Origin of the sequence: Psychromonas arctica DSM 14288, from assembly GCF_000482725.1 — a bacterium.
Taxonomy (GTDB): Bacteria; Pseudomonadota; Gammaproteobacteria; order Enterobacterales; family Psychromonadaceae; genus Psychromonas; species Psychromonas arctica.
In genome coordinates, this window is sequence record NZ_AXWP01000038.1 from 23,258 (window position 1) to 44,070 (window position 20,813).

Consider the following 20,813-nt stretch of genomic DNA (forward strand, 5'->3'; position numbering starts at 1 on the left):
TAAGATAAATAAGTGAACATGTTTAGTATAATAAACAATCAACACACACTATCTGACATTGAACTGATTAAACGTCATAAAAAAACCCAATATATAATGAGGAACTCACATGACTAGACGTACAAAAATAGTGACAACATTAGGCCCTGCAACGGACCGTGATAATAACTTAGAAAAAATTATCGCCGCGGGTGCCAATATGGTGCGCATGAACTTTTCTCATGGCGAACCAGCAGACCATATAAAACGTGCAAAAGAAGTGCGAGATATTGCTCAACGCTTAGGTATTGAAGTTGCCATTATGGGTGATTTACAAGGTCCTAAAATCCGCGTATCGACCTTTAAAGAAGGTAAAATTCAACTCGCTATCGGTGATAAATTTATATTAGACAGCAATATCGATAAAGGCCAAGGCGATCAACAAGCGGTCGGCTTAGATTACAAAACATTACCACAAGAAGTGGCTGCAGAAGATGTATTGCTGTTAGATGATGGCCGTATCCAACTGATTGTTGAGAAGGTAACGGGTAGCCAAGTACACACCATTGTTTCAATCGGCGGTACTTTATCCAACAATAAAGGCATCAATAAAAAAGGCGGTGGTTTATCTGCTCCAGCTTTAACCCCAAAAGATAAAAAAGATATTATTACAGCAGCTGAGATTGGTTGCGATTACCTCGCGGTGTCTTTTCCTCGTAATGGCGCTGATATTCACTATGCTCGCCAATTGGCAAAAGAAGCAGGTAGTCATGCCAAAATAGTCGCTAAAGTAGAACGTGCTGAAGCAGTGGAAACACAAGAAGCATTAGAAGATATTGTTTTAGCATCTGATGTAGTGATGGTGGCACGTGGAGATCTCGGTGTAGAAATCGGTGATGCACGCTTAGTGGGTGTGCAAAAAAACATGATCCGTACTGCTCGTCGTTTAAATAGAGTGGTGATCACTGCGACGCAGATGATGGAATCAATGATCAGCGCCCCAATGCCTACTCGTGCTGAAGTAATGGATGTTGCTAATGCGGTATTAGATGGTACCGATGCGGTGATGTTATCTGGAGAAACAGCCGCAGGTGAATACCCATTAGAAACCGTGAGAGCAATGAGTGAAGTTTGCTTAGGGGCAGAAAAACATCCAAGTATTAATATATCTAAAAATCGTATGGATTGTACCTTCGATGACCCAACAGAAGCCCTAGCAATGACAGCAATGTTTGCGGCAAACCATACAGTAGGTATCAAAGCTATTATTGCCTTAACTGAGTCAGGTTCGACACCATTATTAATGTCGCGCTTAAGTTCTGGATTACCTATTTTTGCACTGTCTGGTAATACCCAAACACTTAATTACTGTGCTTTGTATCGAGGGGTTACACCGATTAGATTTAATTCCACAGCCACCAATAATAGTGACTATATCCGTAATGCCATTGATACGATAAAAGATGCTAATTATATAAAAACTGGTGACCTGATCTTAATTACGCACGGAGATGATCATTCTGAAGGCTCAACTAATACCTGTAAAATAATCAAAGTCTAAATCACTAAGACCATATATTTCCTTATATATAATTACTCAAGCAGTTGTTCACATTGCTTGAGTAATTTACGTAATACCTGTTTATCGGTCAGATTTTTTTGGTAGATTTGAGTGCTTTTTCGTTCAACGACTTCAGTTACAATAGATTCCTGCTTAAACGCAGCATCCGGTTTCTCAGCCATACTTAACGCCATTAATACACTGCGCTCTCCGATTAATAAAAAATCTTGTCTGATCGTAGTCAGTGGAGGCGAAAAATACGCGCTATCCGCGGTATCATCAAAGCCAATAACCGAGACTTGCTGTGGTACGCTTAAGTTAAACTCATTTAATGCTCTTAATACCCCAAGCGCCATCTGATCACTGCCCACTAACACCGCATCAAAATGAATACCGTCAGTTAATGCATGATGCGTATGTAAATAACCACTGCCAGCTTGCCAATCACCTTCAAATTGGCTAGTAACCTGTACATCATCATGTTCATTAAGTGCATCTAACCACCCTTTTAAACGTTGTTCAGCAGCACTTGAATCATGTGGTCCAGTGATCACTAAAAAACGTTTTCTTTGCAATGAGATCATCAATTCAGCTGCTTTTTTTGCACCTTCATAATTGGCGCCAGATACCGCATTGACTCGGCTATCAAGCGGTACATCAATAAATACAAAATGGATACCCACATAACGCTCGACCAATATTTCCGACTCTTCTTTGCTAAGTGGAATATTCATGATGATAAACTCTACGCGCTGTGACTTTAGCTCATCGATTGCCGCCGTTATTTTATCCAAGGAATGCGTGGAAACAACCGCTAAAGAAGTCCCATAACCTAATTTTTTTGCTTGCTCGCGAATACCATTAGCAATCAGTGAGGCACCATGCAGCAAGATATCAATGGTCACCACACCAATCATATTTGATTTTGCTCGACCTAATATTTGCGCGCCTTTATTGGGAATATAACCAAGCTCTTTAATCGCAGCATTCACTTTGATGCGTGTTTCTTCAGCCACATTAGATGAGCCATTAGTGACACGAGAAACAGTTTGCGTGGATACATTCGCTAGTTTAGCAACGTCTTTAAAAGTTACATTCATAATCTGTTTCCATTTCTGTTAATGTAAATGTGAATACCAAGCACATAATAATAGCCTCACTTCCTTGTTACACCGAACAAACTTTCTAGGAGAGAATAGGGTTTATTTAAGCAAACCTTTATTTTACACACTTAGTAAAAAATAGGTTATCAATCAAATCAAGGTTTTCGATCCTAAACAAATTAGGCCGTTTTACAAACGAAAAAAGCAGAGTTAAATAACTCTGCTTTCGGGAAGGAGTAAAATATTATCTATTATTTAGCAGATAACGCTTCCATTTCGCGCATGCTTTTATGTTTTGTTTTAATTCTGAAGTACATACCAACAAGAAGAACCAAACCAACGATGCCGTAAATAACCATCAAGCCTTTATCTCCGGTTACCAGACCAAGGTCAGAGAATACAATGTATGCACCTAATACCATATAAAGAATGATACCTGACGCTTCAAAGCGGAATGCCCAAGGTGTGATATCAATATTTTCATTAACAGGCATGACGTAGGCAGTTTCACGAGGACGCAATTTACCGATAACATACATAATTCCACAACAGATAACGAATAGTACTGCTAGTTGATGGAAGAAATGTAACTGTGCAAGCGGTTTAAGTGGGCCTAATGAATCTTGGAATTGAGTTGGTATAAACTGAATAATACCGTAAGCAACCACGAAGAATGCTAGCGAAACTTTTGCAGCGATAGCAGGAACATACTTAGTAAGGTAGCCCATAAATACGATAGTAAAGATCGGCACACTAAATAAACCAGCAAGGCGTTGTAATAGATCAAATAAACCATTTGGTGCATACATAACAAACGGGGCAATAACCACCGATGAGATTGCAATTAACACACCAAATACACGTCCTTTATGTACTAACTCTAAGTCAGAAAGCTTATTTTCTTTATCAAAGAAAGGCTTATATACATTGAGCGTAAACAGCGTTGTTGATGAGTTCAATACACCGTTAAAAGTAGACAGAATAGCACCAAACATTGCTGCGATGAAGAAACCAACTAATGGCTTAGGCAGTACTTCGCCAACTAAACGTGTGTACATGGTATCGGCTTCAAAGGCTTGTCCAGCAGCATCGGTAGTACCAAACATATGATAAGCAATAATACCTGGGATGATTAAGAATAACGGTGTAATTACTTTAATCGCACCGGCTAAAATAACCCCTTTTTGGCCTTCTTTAAGGTTCTTTGCACCAAGGGCACGCTGGATAATCGCTTGGTCAGTACCCCAGTAATATAAGTTAACAAGTAACAGACCTGTAAACATAGTTGAGAATGGTACGTTCGGATCATCTGATGCACCAACAGCCTGTAATTTATCTGTTGCTTGGGTTGTGATTATTGTAAAACCATCCATGAAGCTACCATCACCTAGGACATAAAGGCCAAAGATTGGAATCATCAAACCACCAACAATAAGACCAACACCATTCATACTATCGGCAATAACAACGGCTTTTAAACCGCCGTAAATAGCATAGAACAAACCTAAAAATCCGATAACAGCAGAGATAAGTAACACAGACTGGAAGCGGTCAATGCCGAGTAGCGCTTCAACATCGAAGATACCACCAATTACCATAGCACCAGCATAAAGCGTGTTAGGTAATAAGTTAATCACGTAACTTAACAGGAAAAGAATCGTGACAAATTTCTTTACCGACATGTCATAACGTGATTCTAAGAAATCAGGAATCGTTGTTATGCCCTGCTTCAAATAACGCGGCACTAAAAAAAGTGCAATGATGACCAGGGTAATACCTGACGCTACTTCATAACCCATTACTGACATATTGCCTTTATATGCAAGTGCGCTCATGCCAACAAAACTAGTCGCTGAAAGGTTGGTAAGGATTAGTGAGCTTGCAATAAGACCACCTGTTAAACTACGACCACCAAGGAAGTAGCCATCTTTAGAGTCATTTTTATCTGCCTTTACACGAGTCCATGTGACAAAAACCACAAGGCCGGTAAAGAACAAAAATGACAAAAGAATTGTTATTGGCATGATGTTTCTCCGGTTTATTTAAAGTAATAAGGAAGTTTGATAATGTTTTCGTAAACATTGGTAAATATTAGCAGTGTTCACGACAGAGTCTCTTTTATAAAGGACATATTGAGAGGTGGGTCACCTTGCCAAATAACATAATGAGATCTAGATAACGATAAAAATGATTGCGTAAACATAAGTGGTTGATATGTGAAATTGCAGTGTAAAAAGAGAGAGATTAGGAATTACCTCTTTGTTGTTACTTTGATAGTTACAAAGTACTTTTAAGGTAAAAAACACGACAAAATGTTTTTGAAAACATAACTTAATGTTATTGGAAATATAATGCTGTGAATTGTCAGGATTAACGCTAAACAGAATAGTTCTGTTATTATGTTGGTTAGATCTTCACCTTTATGTCTAGAATCTGTTCTCCTCACGTCTTACTGATTTTTACGTATGAGAGAGTGACGGGTATATACCCGCCAACAGTTTTAAATTAACCAGTACCAGTTTCAAATTAACCTGTAGCAAAATAAGTGAGCCTATCAATAACGTGACAATAGACATTAACACTACGCCAGTTAATTTAATGATCCCATGTGAGGAGTGCGGATTAGTTGTAGCTGTACCTAAATTACACCAAGCACAGAAAGCCCATTGCCCAAGATGTGCGCATATGCTGACACAAACTATCACTAAACCTCATCAAACAGCGATCGCCTATGCATCGGCCTGTTTACTAATGATGGTGCTAAGCGTTAGTTTCCCATTTATGTCATTTTCAGTGCAGGGATTAACGCAACAAATAACCCTGCTTCATGCTGTGCAAATGCTCGACCAATTTCAAAATTCATTACTCGCCTTGTTGTTATTAGCCACTGTGATTGTATTACCGACCCTGTACATCAGTTCAATGCTGTATCTGTATTTTATGGCGGCCAAAAATAAGCCTAACCTCGTTGTAAAATCATCGCAAAAGCATATTAAGCGACTCTGTAAACTGTTGCTAAAAATAGAGCCGTGGTTGATGGTTGATGTATTTTTATTGGGTGTATTAGTCAGCCTTATAAAAATTTCGTCACTGGCAGATATTAGCCTCGGTTATTCATTTTTTGCATTTTGCATCTATACCGTATTGGTTGTTAAGTGCGTTTCTTTAGTTGATAAAAGTTGGCTCTGGGAACAATTTATTCCTTCGATACAGTTCAAAAAAGATTATCAAGGTGATACTCATCATTCCAACACCCATCTTAACTGCCATGTATGCCACCAGATAAATCCTCAACCAATAACCAATAATCACACCTGCATTCGTTGTGACAGCCCAATACATCCCTTTAATATGCAAGCAAACCTGCAAAAGGTATGGGCACTATTATTCACAGCCATTATTTTTTATTTACCCGCGAACCTATACCCGATAATGTACACGGTTAGCCTAGGTTCAAGCAGTCCATCGACTATTTTGGAAGGCGTTATTGTATTGTGGCAATTAGGCTCTTACCCGATCGCTGCAGTTATCTTTGTTGCCAGTGTCTTTATCCCCTTAGTAAAAATATTTGCGCTTTGCTGGCTTTTCATCAGCGCAAAAAAAATGCACTCGTCGCCTGATAAAGATGCACTTAAAAAACTAAAGGTGTATCGAATAACCGAATTTATTGGTCGCTGGTCTATGATAGATGTTTTTGTGGTGGCAATATTAGTTGCACTGGTGCAATTACAAAGCCTAATGGCGATTTATCCCGGACCCGCTGCACTTTCATTTGCTATTGTGGTTATATTTACCATGCTCTCGGCGATGTTATTTGATTCGAGAATGCTTTGGCCTGATAGCAGCAATAAAAACCTAAAAGTGCACAGCAAAATAGATAGTTCCTCTCACTTAACCAATAATGCAAAAGAGATAAAAAATGACGGGTAATAGTACTCAGACAGAAGCTAATATAAAGAAACAAAACCAAATATCAGCGATATGGATTCTGCCATTAGTTGCACTGGGCATTGCACTATGGATGCTATTTCAATTTATTAATAATAAAGGCCCAGAAATCACTATTATCATGCCCACTGCAGAAGGCATTAATATTGGAAAAACTGAGATAAAATCCTTAAATGTAAAAGTAGGTATGGTGACCGATATCACGCTCAGTGAAACCTATGATTATATAAAAATAAAAGCTCAAATGAATAAAAATACCGATCGAATGCTTAATGATACAACGCAATTTTGGGTCGTCAAACCGAGGGTTGGTAGTGCGGGTATTTCAGGTTTAGAGACTATTTTATCCGGTGCTTATATTCAGATTCAACCCGGTGAATCTACGACCAGCAAACTCAATTTCACTGCTTTAGAGTTACCTCCTATTACCCCTCTTAGTAGTAAAGGGATACGAGTCTTATTAAGCCATGATCAAGCAGGAAAACTACACATAGGGGATCCAGTCAGCTATCAAGGTTTTACCGTCGGGCGCGTAGAAAAAACATCTTTTGATTTAGCAGAAAAAAAAGCGCTGTATCAACTGTTCATTTTTGAACCCTATGATGGTTTACTTCTTTCCGGCTCACAGTTTTGGCTCACCTCAGGTATTGATGTAAAACTGAATGCCGATGGTTTTAATGTGCAAGTCGACTCTTTACAAAGCCTACTATCCGGTGGTGTGACTTTTGGTCTTCCTGCGGGAGAAGATGTTGGACAACCCTTTGACGATGAATTAGTTAAACTGCCTCTCTTTGATAATTATGAACAAGTTAAAGAAGGACTTTATAAACAATACGTTAAGTTTATTATGGAATTTGATGAAAGCATTCGAGGTTTGACTGCAGGTGCTCCCGTAGAGTATCGAGGTATACGTATCGGCACCGTATTAGAAGCGCCCTATGATGTCGCCTTTTCTGAAAATAATGCATCATCAAACAAAATTCAGATTTTAGTAAAACTCGAACTAGGTAGGCTGTTTGATAAAGGTAGCAACATTTCTTTAAATACGTTCCAACAAGCCTTTAAGCAACACTTTAAAAATGGCTTAAAAGGGAAACTAGAAACAGGTAATTTATTAACCGGTGCTTTATTTGTTGATACTGAATTTGATGCACCTGAGCCAAACTTCAAGATGACTGAAGTTGGTAAATACAATGTATTCCCAACAAAAAAAGGGGAATTTGCAATGGTGCAACAGCAACTTTCATCATTATTTAACAAGGTCAATGATCTACCTTTAAATGATGCCGTCGAGTCGATGGCGCGCTCAATGAACTCTTTAGATAAAGCCTTAGTGTCAGCCAATACTACCATCAAAAACTTAAATGGTTTGGTTTCTGAAGAAGCAACTCAAAACCTACCGGCAGATATTCAAACTAGTTTAAAACAGCTACAAAAAACATTAGATGGGTTCAGTCCGAACTCAGTAATGTACAATGATTTAGAGCAAACAATGAAAAAGTTTGAGCAAGTCATATCTGAATTACAGCCTGTTTTGAAACAAATTAATGATAAACCAAATTCACTTATATTTGGCACAGACACCGTACAAGATCCGATCCCAGCGAAGAGAGTAAATTAATGAAAATATGGCTTACGTTATTCACCCTCTTTATTGCTGGGTGTAGCAATAATCAAATACAACAAGATTCATTGTTTTTACTACCAGTGAATAGCGCTGCAGTCGTCGCCTCTAAAAGTGCACCGATTGTAGTAGTTAAAACAAATTTGGATGAGTATTTAGATCAAGTTGGTTTAGTGTATAGGGTCTCTGATACCGAAGTAATATTAGCCAAACATAATCGCTGGGCACAAAAGATATCGACGCAAATTAATCAACAAATGATACTTAATCTACGGGCGAAACAAAGCGCTTACTGGCCAGTGCAATTAAACGCAGCAATGGTTTTGAATAATCAACCGCAATTACACCTCTCTCTCTCTAGATTCAATGGCGTATATACCGGTAATGCTGAATTAAGTGGCGAGTGGTTACTGATTAATTCACAGGGCAAGGTTATTCAAAGTGACAATTTCGAAATAATCAAACCGCTAAAAAGTGAAGGTTATCAACAATTGGTGATTGCACTTGCAGAAGGTTTAGATGAATTGGCATCGCTGATTGCACAACAAATAAATTAATAGCAAGGCCCTGCTTGCTGTTGCAAGAGTGTAGGGTAAGCGTATTTCACTTTATTATAGTTAAGTCTTTTTTAAGATAAAAAACGACTAAAAACTCTTATCTATTTCAACAAATAAATGTCTATGTCTATGTCTATGTCTATGTCTACCTAATAACATAAATTTAAATCAATTATCTTCAATAACTAATAAGTGTTGCAATTAGTATTGCCGCACTTATTAGTCGATCCCACAATCCTCGATATCTTCAAAAAGTACAATAATCACTAACGGCAATATGAATGCTAATAACCCATTAATGTAATACTTCACCTCCAAATAGTTGTAATAATATGTAAACAAAATAAAACAACAAAAATACCAATATCGAAATCTATTATTTATTCTAAAATTCCACAATGAAAATAAAAACAATAAATATCAATAAGTTAATAGAAACAAAAACAGTTATCATTATGAATTATCACTTAAAAATAAGGATAAAAGGCAAACATGCGCTATATCTCATTATTTAAGAAAGTGAGATATCGCGCCTAAATTAGTAAATATTAGTAATAATTAGTTTGAATTGTCCTTTTTTTAGTCATATCTTATTAATGGTCAAACGCCATACACACAAGGGGATTATTAATGAGTAATGTAAATAGCATTCAAGAATTAGATGAACAAATAATAAACAGATTCCGTAAAGTTTCTACAGCGACTTTACATACCGCTCTTTTTAAAAGAGGGTTACGTAATACCTTCATCCAGAATGTCAGCCGAGTTAACAAAAAGAAAGTAAAAATGGTTGGGCAAGCATACACATTGCGCTACATACCAGCTCGTGAAGACCTTGATACGGTTGCCGCTTTCAAAGATCCGCAACATCCACAAAGGGTCGCAGTAGAAACAGTGCCTGAAGGCATGATCCTAGTTTCAGACTGTCGCCAAGATGCATCTGCAGCAAGTGCAGGCAGTATTTTATTAGCTCGATTAGAATTTAGAAAATGTGGTGGTTTTGTATCGGATGCCGGTATTCGCGATTTTGATGACTCATCAAATATGGACTTACCTATTTTTTGCGCCAAACCTAGCGCACCTACAAATTTAACCAAACACCACGGTGTTGAACTTCAAGTTCCTATCGGCTGTGGCAGTGTTGCCGTTTACCCTGGCGACGTATTAGTGGGCGATGGCGATGGAGTAATGGTTATTCCACTTGAAATTGCTGAAGAAATATCACTTGAAGCAATAGCAATGGAACGTTTTGAAGCATACGTGATTGCTAAAGTACGCACTGGCAGCAAAGTCATCGGTCTTTACCCACCAACAGACAAAGTATTAGAAGAATATAACCAAACAAAATTAGCTGAGGCTAATTAATTCAAGCAGCTTTTCATTTATTAGTACAAACAGTGACCAATATTAAACAGAGTGGATCGTTTATTTATATATTTCATTTATTGTTTAATTATCAACCGTTTTATAAAAAAGGAAAATAGTTATGTTATACAAAGGATTAAAAAATAAATTAATGTGTGCATTAGGAGCTTGTATTCTTAGCTCTTCAGTCATAGCAGCAGACTTCCCATCAAGAGATATTCGTTTAATTGTTCCTTGGGCAGCAGGTGGTGGTGCAGATGGTATTTCACGCAAGATCAGTAATATTGCAGAGCAAGGTTTACCTAAATCTATTTATGTTGAAAACGTCAATGGAGCCGTTACAGCAACTGGCTTAATGCAAATGACGCGAGCACGTCCAGACGGTCAAACAATTGGGGTTTTAACCTATGACAGTGTGATCACTCTGCCACGTGGAAAAATGGTACCAGGTTACTCTCTCGATAAAATGTCACTGATTGCACGCATCACCAAGGAAGCAGATTCCATTGTTGTTTCTAAACAGTCCGGCTTTAACAGCTTTGAAGAGCTGATTGCGGCGGCAAAAGCCAAACCAAATACAGTACGAATTGGCGTTGCACCAAAAGGTTCAGGTCCTTACTTAGCGGTACATCGGTTAGAAAAACTTACCGGTGTTAAATTTAACGTTATTACTTACCCTGGTTCATCAAGTGCAGAAACAGAAGCATTATTATCAGGTGAACTTGATGGTGCAATTTCAAGTTTAGGTGATTTCAGCGGCATCATTGAATCAGGTGATGCTAAAGGTGTTATCGAATTATCTTCTGAACAGAATCCTTCTTTCCCAGATGTCCCACCAATCAGTACCCTCGGTTATCAACTAGAAACAGGTAGCTTTATATTATTAGCCGCGCCTAAAGGCACGCCTAAAGACACCATTGCGATTATTGAAAATTCATTCAAAAAAGCTTACGACAGCACTGAATTTCAAGAGTGGATATTAAAAGTGGGTGTTACACCTAGCTGGTTAGGATCTAAAGATGTGCAAGCTTGGGTTGACGAACTTCAATCTAGTACGTTCAAAGAGATGGATGCATTAGGTCTATAAGGACTTAGTAATATACGCCTCACGTAAACACTGAGGCGTAAATGGAGGGGTTATGCTTTTAAACAAGAATGTAGTATTTCATTTTTTACTTTTTTTTCTATCAGTCGGATATTTTGTGATTGCGATCAATTTAGGGGCTCCATTTATTAATAATGGATTGCAACCATCCTCTTTTCCTTTGCTTGTTGGTCTTTTTGCAATGATGTTCAGTTCAATTTTGCTGTATAGAGAAGTGAAATTAATGAAAAGTAAGGCTTCTTCTTTAGAAGACGACGCTCAAACAGATAATGCTTTATCAGGGAAAGGCCGATTTGCACCACTTGCGGTGATGCTATCAATCTTTTTATATATTTTGCTATTTTCACCTCTAGGCTACTTTTTCTCATCTATTTTATTTGTTTTATCAATCATTATTATTTTTTCATCACTGGAAAAAGTGCTTCAAAAAATAGTGATATCAACAATCATAGTCTCCTTTGGATATCTGGTATTTGAACAGATGTTTGGTGTAAGACTTCCGACTTTATGGGGATAGACCATGGAATTTATTAATCTTGTTTTAGGTAGTTTTTCATTATTGCTCTCTCCTCAAATTCTTCTTTATGTGGTTGCAGGGTTTCTGATTGGTACTATCTTTGCCTCAATTCCTGGATTAACGGCAACACTTGCATTAGCTCTTTTACTACCACTTACCTACAGCCTTGATGTATCCACTGCACTAATGGCATGTGCCAGTATTTATATGGCAGGTATGTGTGGAGGGAGTATTACAGCAACCACCATTAACATTCCAGGTGCACCTTCATCGATGATGACTGCTTTGGACGGATACCCAATGCAGTTACAAGGTAAAGGTCCTTTAGCTTTAGGCCATGCAGCTTTTGGATCGATGGTCGGTGGAGCATTAGGAGCCATATTGCTGATCGTACTCGCGCCCTTTGTAGCAGAGGTTGCGCTATTAGTTAAAACAACGGGTAAGTTTTCATTATTAGCCTTTGCAATTGTAGTGATAGTGATTGCACAGCGCGGCAAAGTAGTTAAAGCGGGCATGGCTGCCTGTATTGGTTTGATGCTGGCAACAGTCGGGTTAGATGCAATGGAGCCAATGACTCGCTTTACTTTTGGTTCTAGCGAACTCACTGCCGGTCTGGATTTAATGCCAATGATTATTGGTACATTTGCAATCAGTGAAATTCTGATCCAAGCAAAATCAAACGGTTGTGCCGAAAAAATGGTTGAGGCGTTAAAGAAAGTAACGATATCTCGTCGAGACTTTATTCCGCCTTTATCTGAAATACGTAAAATAGGGATAATGTGCTACCTAAAGTCTAGCCTTATTGGATATGCAGTAGGAACATTGCCTGGCGCAGGTGGTTCAATGGGTAGCTTCCTCGCTTATGCAGAAACAGTACGTACTTCTGATGAGCCTGAAACCTTTGGTAAAGGTAACCCGAAGGGCATTGTCGCCTCTGAAAGTGCTAATAATGCTGTATGTGGTGGCGCATTAGTACCGATGTTGACCTTCGGTATTCCGGGTGACCCAGTGACAGCCATTATGTTAGGCGTATTAGTGATCAATGGTATCCAACCAGGTCCACAGCTAATGGTAGGACAAGCGGAATTGATCGCACCTATGTTAGCTTCATTACTGTTTAGCGCACTAATATTGATCCCATTAACCCTATATTTACTGGGCCCATACTTTATAAAAATAGTCGCAATCCGCAAAGATGTTTTGTACGGCATCATCGCTTTATTAGCCGTGGTAGGTAGTTACGTTGCGACTTTCTCAACATTTCAAATGATGATGTCATTGATCATAGGTATCTTAGCTTACTACTTAAGAAAACATGATTTCCCTGTGATCACTTTGCTTCTTGGATTTATCCTTGGCCCTAACTTAGAAGAATTTTTAAGACGCTCATTATCATTATCAAATGGTAACCCGATGACATTCTTTACTAATTATGACAGCCTATTTTTTGTCATTTTAACCTTAGTCTTTGTGTATTTCTTAGCGATCAAGAAACCATTAAAAAAACCTTTTTAGGCTAATTCATCATCAATTAAATAAGGCTCAAAAGAGCTCAATATATTAACTACTTAGGAGAACAAAAATGGAATTAACTGGACGACTATTAATAGGTAAAAAAAGCGTCGCGATTGGCAATGCAGAGATCAGAGCAATTAACCCTGCAACAGGTGAATTGTTAGAGCCAGCCTATTATTCAGGCGGTATTGCTGAGGTAAACAAAGCATGTGAATTAGCAACACAAGCCAGTATCGAATTTCGTAATACCTCTTTAGAAGAGCGCGCTGTATTCCTCGAAACAATAGCAGAAGAAATCATCGCGATTGGTGACCCGTTAATAGAACGAACAATGCTCGAAACTGGGCTACCTAGAGCGCGCATTGAGGGTGAGAGAGGCCGAACCTGTGGACAATTGCGATTATTTGCTTCAGTAGTACGTGCTGGCGAATGGCTAGATTTACGTATTGATCCTGCAATGCCAGATAGACAGCCATTACCTCGTCCAGACTTACGCTTACAAAATATCGCATTAGGCCCAGTGGCGGTGTTTGGCGCAAGCAATTTTCCATTAGCATTTAGTGTCGCAGGGGGTGATACCGCTTCTGCATTTGCAGCAGGCTGTCCTGTTGTGGTCAAAGCGCACTCGGCTCACCCAGGAACCTCTGAAATGGTTGGCCGAGCGATTCAATCTGCCGTTGCTAAATGTGGTTTAGCAGAAGGGGTATTCTCTTTATTATATGGTTCGGGAAATGAACTTGGACAAGCATTAGTCAGTGACTCTCGTATTAAAGCTGTAGGTTTTACAGGGTCGCGTAGTGGAGGCCTAGCATTAATGAATATCGCGCAATCTCGTAAACAACCGATCCCTGTTTATGCAGAAATGAGCAGTATCAATCCTGTTTTCTTATTACCTCAAGCACTTCAAGCACGCTCAACTGAGTTGGGTGAAGGCTTCATCGCTTCATTGGCGATGGGCGCAGGGCAATTTTGTACCAACCCAGGGCTGGTTATTGCGGTCGGAGGAAAGGCACTTGAAGATTTTTTAACAACAGCAACAAAAGCAATTAATAATGTTGCAGCCCAAACCATGCTAACACCTGGCATTCATCAAGCTTATCAACAGGGTGTAAGCGCACTTGCTAATAATCAAACAGTTGAATCAAAAGGGTATGGGATCAGTAGTGATCAACCAAACGGCTGTCAGGCAGGGCTATTTATTACCACTGCAGAAGATTTCTTAAAAGATGAAGCACTACGTGATGAAGTATTTGGTTCAACGTCTTTAGTGGTTGAATGTAAAGATATCGAGCAAATGCTTTTAGTGGCTACGGAGCTTGAAGGGCAATTAACGGCGACATTACAAATGGATGATGCCGATCTAGAAGTGGCTACTGCATTATTACCAACACTAGAAGAAAAAGCGGGTCGAGTCATGGTAAATGGTTGGCCAACAGGTGTTGAAGTTTGCCATGCAATGGTACATGGAGGACCATTCCCTGCAACATCAGATTCACGAAGCACTTCCGTAGGAAGTGGTGCTATCCAGCGTTTCTTGCGTCCAGTATGCTACCAAAACTTACCGCAAGTGCTACTTCCAAAAAACCTTCGAGATGATAATCTAAATGCCACGTCGCATTTACTAGATGGTAAACGTATCAATTAAAAAACTTTATCATAATACTAAAGCCTGATACTTATCAGGCTTTTATCCGTTGTATTTTATCTCAAAATCAAGCATGTATCCTATTAAGGAATATATTAATGAAACCAAATATATTGGTACTTCGCGCTCTTGAAGCAAAACAAATGGCCAAACTAGAGCAGAATTACACATTACATTTTTTCAACATGACAAATCCTGTAAAGCAATTGCCTGAACAAGTTGCAGCGTCCATTATCGCAATAGTCACTAGCGGTACAATTGCCTTAACAACTGATCTTATTGAGCGATTACCAGCTCTAAAAATCATCTCATCATCAGGTGTGGGCTACGATGCTATCGATATTGAATTATGCAATATACGTGGCATTAAAGTATGTAATACTCCAGGGTTAATGACCAACGATGTCGCTGATATCGCCATAATGTTAATGCTTGCAACCCGTCGTAGATTAATGTTTGGTGACCAATGGCTACGCAGTAATCAATGGGCAGAAAAAGGGCCAATGCCTTTAACCTCTTCATTGACAGGAAAGAAACTAGGTATTGTAGGCCTAGGGCGAATAGGCCAAGCGATCGCTGCTCGAGCGCAAGCAATGCAACTAGAAATTGCTTACTTCGGTCGTCGTAAACAAAATAATTGCGATTATCAATATGAAAGCCAATTAGTTGACCTCGCTAAATGGGCTGATATTTTAGTTGTTTGCTGCCCGGGCGGTAAAGCCACCGTCGGGCTTATTAACAAACAAATACTTATCGCACTAGGTAAGCAAGGTACTTTAATTAATGTAGCAAGGGGGTCGGTAGTGGATCAGGCTGCGTTAATAGAAGCGCTTGCTGACAAAACTATTGATAGTGCGGGGCTAGATGTTTTTGCTAAAGAGCCTTGTGATGGCGATATTTTTAAAGATTTAAATAATATTGTTTTATCACCACACCATGGTAGCGGAACTGTAGAAACGAGAGCGAATATGTCACAAATGGTTGTAGATAATTTAAAAGCCTATTTTTCTGGTAAAGCTTTAATAACACCGGTTAATTAAATAACCATGACCCAAGATAATGGTCGGAAAATAGCGTTCATTAAACAACTGGCTACGATCAATAAATATTAATCAATAAAATGATATAATTTTTCTTTAATAAAGCTAATAGCAAACACTGATGGAAACGTTAAAACTATTATCGTTTGTGTTAACCATTAAGATTGATCTGCTGCGCAGTGGAATTAGCATTTCATCACAATACTATCAACACCTTAAAGGCAAATGTTAGTACTGTGCTAGAGTCAATAAAGAATAAATAGCTGGACGCTGGAAAACAACTTATGAGCAAAACTAACTACCTACCCAAAAGCCATCAACAGTCATTGGGTGCGATCGTTTATGAACAAATACTGACAGCTATCATAGAAGGGGTTTATGAGCTCAATACAAAACTCCCTGCAGAGACGCAATTATGTAAAGACTTTAAAGTTTCTCGTCCAATTCTTCGTGAAGCTTTAGCGCGCCTTCGAGAAGATGAGTTAATTACTTCACGTCGAGGCTCAGGTAGTTATGTAATAAAAAAACCTGATAGTGATGTGTTAAAATTTTCTCCTCTTTCTAGTATTGCAGATATTCAACGCTGTTTTGAGTTTCGAGCTAACTTAGAAGCTGAAGCAGCGGGGTTAGCGGCAAGCAGGAGAACTAATCTACAGCTTGAAGTCATTCTAGATGCCTATGAGAAAATAAATATAGCTAATGCGTCTAGTAAATTGGCTACCGATGAAGACTTCAGCTTTCATTACGCAATTATCGATGCAGCCAATAACTATTTTTATAGTACCGTTCTGAAATCACTGGAAAAAAGTGTCAAAGAAGGAATTAATATCACCAGAAACTTATCGTTACGACACCCTCCTTCTCGATTAGAGCTTGTACAACAAGAACACCTAGCAATTGTAGACGCAATAAAAGCAGGAGATGCAATAGCAGCAAGAGACGCAATGAAGAGCCACCTCAATAATGCCCGTACTCGTATGTTTGATGGCGTTTAAGGAGAGGGTTTAGGGATTAGCTTCTGAATCTCCTCCATTAGCTGTACTTTATACTATGAACTTTAACCCACACTCTGTTCTAAAGTACAAAATCAATGTTCTAAGTGGCAGCAATAAATTAAGCATAAATGTTGAATTAAAAGAAAAACGACCTGAGATTACGTTTTAGTCCATAAAAACTAATCTCAGGTCGTTAGTAAACAGACCAAAAATTCAATTATATAACGCCTCTTTTTCAAAATAATTAAACTTTTATTGCTTGAATTCAGAGGACTTAATTATTCTTGAACGTTAATAACAATATTGCCCGTTGCACCAGAACCCATTACTGCAATATGTGCCTCCGTTGTATCAGCCAACTCAAAACGTTTCGCAATGACGGGGCTAATATCGCCTTTTTGCGCGGCGGAATACAAGCCTTCATGTATTAATGTGACTTGCTCTGGGCTTGCATTTGCTAGCGCTATGCCCATTATACAAGCATCTTTAGCCATCAAATCACGCGGATTTATTTCCACTTGCCCGCGACTACCAATGACCACTACCCTGCCATTAACATTGAGTAGAGGTAAATCATCACCTAGATTTTGATTAGCGAGCATTTCTAAAATAATATCAACTGCACCGGCCTCTTTTACGCTTTGGTAATGTTCAGGATCATGATGATTCAGAACCAGATCTGCACCTTGCTGCAGTAATAATGCTCTGCCTTGTTCAGAGCTCGCACTTGCAAAAACTTTACAACCCGCTGCTTTAGCTAACTGCAAAGCCGCTAAACCAACACCACCACTCGCGCCATGGATAAATATCGTCTCTCCTGGCTGGCAATTTGCACGAATAAACAAAGCACGCCAAGCGGTGGCATAAGGAGTACCAAGGCAAGCACCTTGTTCAAAACTGAGGCTATCGGCTAATGGAAAAACTTGAGCAGATGTTGCTAATGCAAACTCTGCACTGGTACCTGTTTTAGAGCCCGAACAATAAACACGCTGACCAATCTTAAAACCAGTGACTTTACTCCCTAACGCAGTAATAACACCGGCAGCATCTTTGCCTGGGGTGTGAGGAAAAGTAGCAGTATAACCATTGCTTCCAGCAGCGATATAAGTGTCAACAGGGTTAACCCCTGCCACTTTAACTGCAATTAAAATATCCTCATCTGTAACGCTTAAGTCAGCACATTGAGTCAATAAAAGTGGATCGCCATGGTGATGAATTTGAATCGCTTGCATAAAATAATCCTATGGTTGCAGAATAAAGGGGATTTTTACTTAGAATGAAAATTTCAAGAGCAGACAAGGAGCCAAGCACTTGGTAGCATCTGTCTCTATTTTCCTGCCTGAGAAGTGAGTAGCAGGCACAAGTACCTTGTGCTTTATTGATCGCACAAGGTTCGCTCACTGTTTTAATAAAGTGGCTTATTCAGCCGCTTCAGTTTCAGTTAATTCAGGTGCTTTTAAGAAATACAGTTCAGCGAGCTGATTATGTACACCAGCTAATTTAAGCTGTATTTTATCCACATAATCATGCAGATCACCATTCTTTAGCATTCTCACATCTTCATTTTTTAAACTGTCACATACCTGATCAATGAGGTTAATTAACTCCTCAGAATGAATAATCGGTTGCATCATTTTCTTTAATTCATTTAAACAAAATAAAATCGAACGAGGAAAGACTTCGCTGTGCATTATAAACTCTATTACATCAGCCCGTTGTACACGCACTCCCATTTGCTGACGATACATTTGATATGCACTCATTGAACGTAATAAACTGATCCATTGAATATTTTCAAAGGGTTTACCTTCTTCATTAGTGATCAGCGTTGCAGATCGAATATCTAGAATACGTGAGCTCATGTCTGCACGTTCTATCATTAAACCAAATCGACTAAACGTATAACCCTGGTCATGATTAAGGGTGGCATCTAAAGTACCAAAGATCATATGCGTTGATTCAATGATCTTTTTTAAGTAAGCAAAGCGTCCGCGCTTGCTCAGCCCTTCATTTTGATTATCTTTGACATAATAATATAAAGAGTTTATTTCTTCCCACACATCTCTTGGTATTACATCTCGAATAGTACGCGCATTCTCTCTAGCATTAATAACAGAATTCAGGATAGATGAATTATTATCGTAGCCGATTAATAAATAACGTAATGCCTTTGATTCTGAAAAGTCAGTATGATTTTCTTGATAGGCTTGACGCATACCAATAATATCAATTAAAGGCTCCCAACCAGTACTCACCCCTTTAGGTAGATCCATGATCAGCATATTATTAACATTAATTAAACGTGCTACATTTTCAGCACGTTCAATATAGCGAGACACCCAATATAAAGTTTCACATACTCTTGATAGCATATTATTACGCCTCCTCGTCAACAATCCAAGTATCTTTACTACCGCCACCTTGTGATGAATTCACCACCAGCGAGCCTTTGTTCATAGCAACACGTGTTAATCCACCTGTAGTGACCTGAGTATCATGCCCTGATGATAAAATAAACGGCCTTAAATCCACATGTCTTCCATCGGGTTCTACTCCATCCAATGTAGGCACGGTGGATAAGTCTAACGTCGGTTGAGCAACCCAATTACGAGGATCTGCTTTAATTTGAGCAATGGTTTCTTGTTGTTCTTTCTTGGTTGACTTGGGACCAATTAACAAACCATAACCACCTGACTCATTGGCAGGTTTAACCACTAATTTATCAATGTTTTTAATCACATAATCACATTCTTTTGGATCCAAACACTTGTACGTAGGCACGTTTGCTAATTTCGCATCTTCACCTAGGTAATATTTAATCATTTCAGGCACATAGGCATAAACGACTTTATCATCGGCAACGCCGGCACCCGGAGCATTGACTAATGCAACATTACCTTTTGCCCAAGCACGCATTAATCCAGGTACACCTAATTGAGAGTCCGGTAAAAATGCTTCGGGATCTAAAAATAGATCGTCTATGCGACGGTAAATAACATCAACTCGCTGCAAACCAGTGATGGTGCGCATATATACGCAATCGTCTTTCTCTACGACTAAATCACGCCCCTCTACTAACTCACAACCCATCTCTTGTGCTAGATAACAATGTTCAAAATAAGCTGAGTTAAAGACACCTGGCGTTAAAACAACCACTTCAGGTTTATCCTGTGGACGAGGTGACATAGCTGCTAACATATCAAATAATTGTGATGGGTAATCATCAACAGGTAGGATCGAGACTTGATCAAATAATTCAGGGAAAACACGCTTCATTACCGATCGGTTTTCAAGCATATAAGAAACACCAGATGGGACACGTAAGTTATCTTCTAAGACATACATGGTGCCGTTGCCATCACGTACTAAGTCAGAACCACAAATATGTGCCCATATTTTGTTAGGAGGGTTAACCCCTACACATTGCTTGCGGAAGTTAACTGACTTTTCCAATAGACCTTTTGGAAAAACCCCATCTTTTATTATTTTTTGGTCATGGTATAAATCATCAATAAATAAGTTAAGCGCTTCAACGCGTTGTTTTAAACCTACCTCAATACCTTGCCATTCTTTTTTACCAATAGTGCGTGGAATAATATCAAAAGGCCAAGCTCTATCGATCATATTGCCTTCATCATAGACGGTGAAGCTGATCCCCATTTCTTTAATCGCTAAATCAGCAACTGCCCGTGCTTTGACTAACTCTTCATTTGATAAACTCGAAAAAAACTGAGCTAATTGATTGCCGTGTAATCTCACGTTCCCTTTAGCGTCAATTAATTCATCAAAAAAACCATTTGTTTGATACGCTTTCCAATCAATTCCCATACACTTCTCCACCTTTTGATTATTAACTCAT

At 38.9% G+C, this 20,813-nt stretch carries 16 protein-coding genes; 11 read left to right on the top strand and 5 right to left on the bottom strand.

Annotated elements, in window-relative coordinates; genetic code table 11:
- Positions 1-109 precede the first annotated feature (109 nt).
- The gene (pyk, locus tag H592_RS0106325; RefSeq protein WP_028868026.1) at positions 110-1,540 is read left to right on the top strand and encodes a pyruvate kinase; all 1,431 of its coding nucleotides are present in this window, start codon (positions 110-112) and stop codon (positions 1,538-1,540) included.
- A gap of 32 nt (positions 1,541-1,572) precedes the next feature.
- Here the strand turns inward: pyk and H592_RS0106330 are convergent, their stop codons facing one another.
- Together H592_RS0106330 and H592_RS0106335 are read right to left on the bottom strand one after the other, a co-directional pair.
- Positions 1,573-2,640, bottom strand: coding sequence for a LacI family DNA-binding transcriptional regulator (locus H592_RS0106330; protein ID WP_028868027.1), 1,068 nt, complete (start codon positions 2,638-2,640; stop codon positions 1,573-1,575).
- A gap of 254 nt (positions 2,641-2,894) precedes the next feature.
- Positions 2,895-4,667 carry a solute:sodium symporter family transporter gene (locus tag H592_RS0106335; protein ID WP_028868028.1) on the bottom strand — a complete coding sequence of 591 codons (1,773 nt, stop codon included), beginning with the start codon at positions 4,665-4,667 and terminating at the stop codon, positions 2,895-2,897.
- Positions 4,668-5,205: 538 nt separating this feature from the next.
- Here H592_RS0106335 and H592_RS21635 point away from each other — a divergent pair.
- From H592_RS21635 to H592_RS0106385, 10 genes are all read left to right on the top strand, one after another.
- On the top strand, positions 5,206-6,573 hold the full coding sequence (locus tag H592_RS21635) for a paraquat-inducible protein A (RefSeq protein ID WP_245600374.1): 1,368 nt from the start codon (positions 5,206-5,208) through the stop codon (positions 6,571-6,573).
- On the top strand, positions 6,563-8,212 hold the full coding sequence (gene pqiB, locus H592_RS0106345; protein WP_028868029.1) for an intermembrane transport protein PqiB: 1,650 nt from the start codon (positions 6,563-6,565) through the stop codon (positions 8,210-8,212). Before H592_RS21635 ends, pqiB begins: the two co-directional genes overlap by 11 nt.
- Positions 8,212-8,772 (top strand): PqiC family protein, encoded by a 561-nt coding sequence (locus H592_RS0106350; protein WP_028868030.1) that lies wholly within the window; start codon positions 8,212-8,214, stop codon positions 8,770-8,772. The genes pqiB and H592_RS0106350 overlap by 1 nt, the downstream gene beginning before the upstream one ends.
- A gap of 630 nt (positions 8,773-9,402) precedes the next feature.
- Entirely contained in the window at positions 9,403-10,137 is a 735-nt protein-coding gene (locus tag H592_RS0106355; RefSeq protein WP_028868031.1) for a ribonuclease activity regulator RraA, read from the top strand.
- Between the two features lie 121 nt (positions 10,138-10,258).
- Positions 10,259-11,224, top strand: a complete 966-nt coding sequence (locus H592_RS0106360; protein ID WP_028868032.1) for a Bug family tripartite tricarboxylate transporter substrate binding protein — start codon at positions 10,259-10,261, stop codon at positions 11,222-11,224.
- Between the two features lie 52 nt (positions 11,225-11,276).
- On the top strand, positions 11,277-11,759 hold the full coding sequence (locus H592_RS0106365; RefSeq protein ID WP_028868033.1) for a tripartite tricarboxylate transporter TctB family protein: 483 nt from the start codon (positions 11,277-11,279) through the stop codon (positions 11,757-11,759).
- A gap of 3 nt (positions 11,760-11,762) precedes the next feature.
- Complete coding sequence (locus tag H592_RS0106370) at positions 11,763-13,274, top strand: tripartite tricarboxylate transporter permease (protein WP_028868034.1); 1,512 nt, start codon at positions 11,763-11,765, stop codon at positions 13,272-13,274.
- A gap of 67 nt (positions 13,275-13,341) precedes the next feature.
- Positions 13,342-14,919 (top strand): aldehyde dehydrogenase (NADP(+)), encoded by a 1,578-nt coding sequence (locus H592_RS0106375; protein WP_028868035.1) that lies wholly within the window; start codon positions 13,342-13,344, stop codon positions 14,917-14,919.
- A gap of 98 nt (positions 14,920-15,017) precedes the next feature.
- Positions 15,018-15,959, top strand: coding sequence for a 2-hydroxyacid dehydrogenase (locus H592_RS0106380; RefSeq protein ID WP_028868036.1), 942 nt, complete (start codon positions 15,018-15,020; stop codon positions 15,957-15,959).
- 284 nt (positions 15,960-16,243) lie between these two features.
- On the top strand, positions 16,244-16,954 hold the full coding sequence (locus H592_RS0106385) for a FadR/GntR family transcriptional regulator (protein WP_028868037.1): 711 nt from the start codon (positions 16,244-16,246) through the stop codon (positions 16,952-16,954).
- A gap of 278 nt (positions 16,955-17,232) precedes the next feature.
- Here the strand turns inward: H592_RS0106385 and H592_RS0106390 are convergent, their stop codons facing one another.
- The 3 genes from H592_RS0106390 to H592_RS0106400 all read right to left on the bottom strand — a co-directional run bounded on the left by H592_RS0106390 (position 17,233) and on the right by H592_RS0106400 (position 20,782).
- Positions 17,233-18,186: an NADPH:quinone reductase gene (locus H592_RS0106390; protein ID WP_028868038.1), complete on the bottom strand. Its 954-nt coding sequence runs from the start codon at positions 18,184-18,186 to the stop codon at positions 17,233-17,235.
- A 186-nt stretch (positions 18,187-18,372) separates the two neighbouring features.
- A complete protein-coding gene (locus tag H592_RS0106395) occupies positions 18,373-19,326 on the bottom strand; it encodes an alpha-E domain-containing protein (RefSeq protein WP_028868039.1) in 954 nt (317 codons plus the stop codon).
- 4 nt (positions 19,327-19,330) lie between these two features.
- Entirely contained in the window at positions 19,331-20,782 is a 1,452-nt protein-coding gene (locus tag H592_RS0106400) for a circularly permuted type 2 ATP-grasp protein (protein WP_028868040.1), read from the bottom strand.
- Positions 20,783-20,813: the final 31 nt, after the last annotated feature.

Bases quoted from the DNA above. Each gene is read 5' to 3' on its own strand.
- pyk (WP_028868026.1), top strand. From the start codon at position 110: ATGACTAGACGTACAAAAATAGTGACAACATTAGGCCCTGCAACGGAC.
- H592_RS0106330 (WP_028868027.1), bottom strand. From the start codon at position 2,640: ATGAATGTAACTTTTAAAGACGTTGCTAAACTAGCGAATGTATCCACG.
- H592_RS0106335 (WP_028868028.1), bottom strand. From the start codon at position 4,667: ATGCCAATAACAATTCTTTTGTCATTTTTGTTCTTTACCGGCCTTGTG.
- pqiB (WP_028868029.1), top strand. From the start codon at position 6,563: ATGACGGGTAATAGTACTCAGACAGAAGCTAATATAAAGAAACAAAAC.
- H592_RS0106350 (WP_028868030.1), top strand. From the start codon at position 8,212: ATGAAAATATGGCTTACGTTATTCACCCTCTTTATTGCTGGGTGTAGC.
- H592_RS0106355 (WP_028868031.1), top strand. From the start codon at position 9,403: ATGAGTAATGTAAATAGCATTCAAGAATTAGATGAACAAATAATAAAC.
- H592_RS0106360 (WP_028868032.1), top strand. From the start codon at position 10,259: ATGTTATACAAAGGATTAAAAAATAAATTAATGTGTGCATTAGGAGCT.
- H592_RS0106365 (WP_028868033.1), top strand. From the start codon at position 11,277: ATGCTTTTAAACAAGAATGTAGTATTTCATTTTTTACTTTTTTTTCTA.
- H592_RS0106370 (WP_028868034.1), top strand. From the start codon at position 11,763: ATGGAATTTATTAATCTTGTTTTAGGTAGTTTTTCATTATTGCTCTCT.
- H592_RS0106375 (WP_028868035.1), top strand. From the start codon at position 13,342: ATGGAATTAACTGGACGACTATTAATAGGTAAAAAAAGCGTCGCGATT.
- H592_RS0106380 (WP_028868036.1), top strand. From the start codon at position 15,018: ATGAAACCAAATATATTGGTACTTCGCGCTCTTGAAGCAAAACAAATG.
- H592_RS0106385 (WP_028868037.1), top strand. From the start codon at position 16,244: ATGAGCAAAACTAACTACCTACCCAAAAGCCATCAACAGTCATTGGGT.
- H592_RS0106390 (WP_028868038.1), bottom strand. From the start codon at position 18,186: ATGCAAGCGATTCAAATTCATCACCATGGCGATCCACTTTTATTGACT.
- H592_RS0106395 (WP_028868039.1), bottom strand. From the start codon at position 19,326: ATGCTATCAAGAGTATGTGAAACTTTATATTGGGTGTCTCGCTATATT.
- H592_RS0106400 (WP_028868040.1), bottom strand. From the start codon at position 20,782: ATGGGAATTGATTGGAAAGCGTATCAAACAAATGGTTTTTTTGATGAA.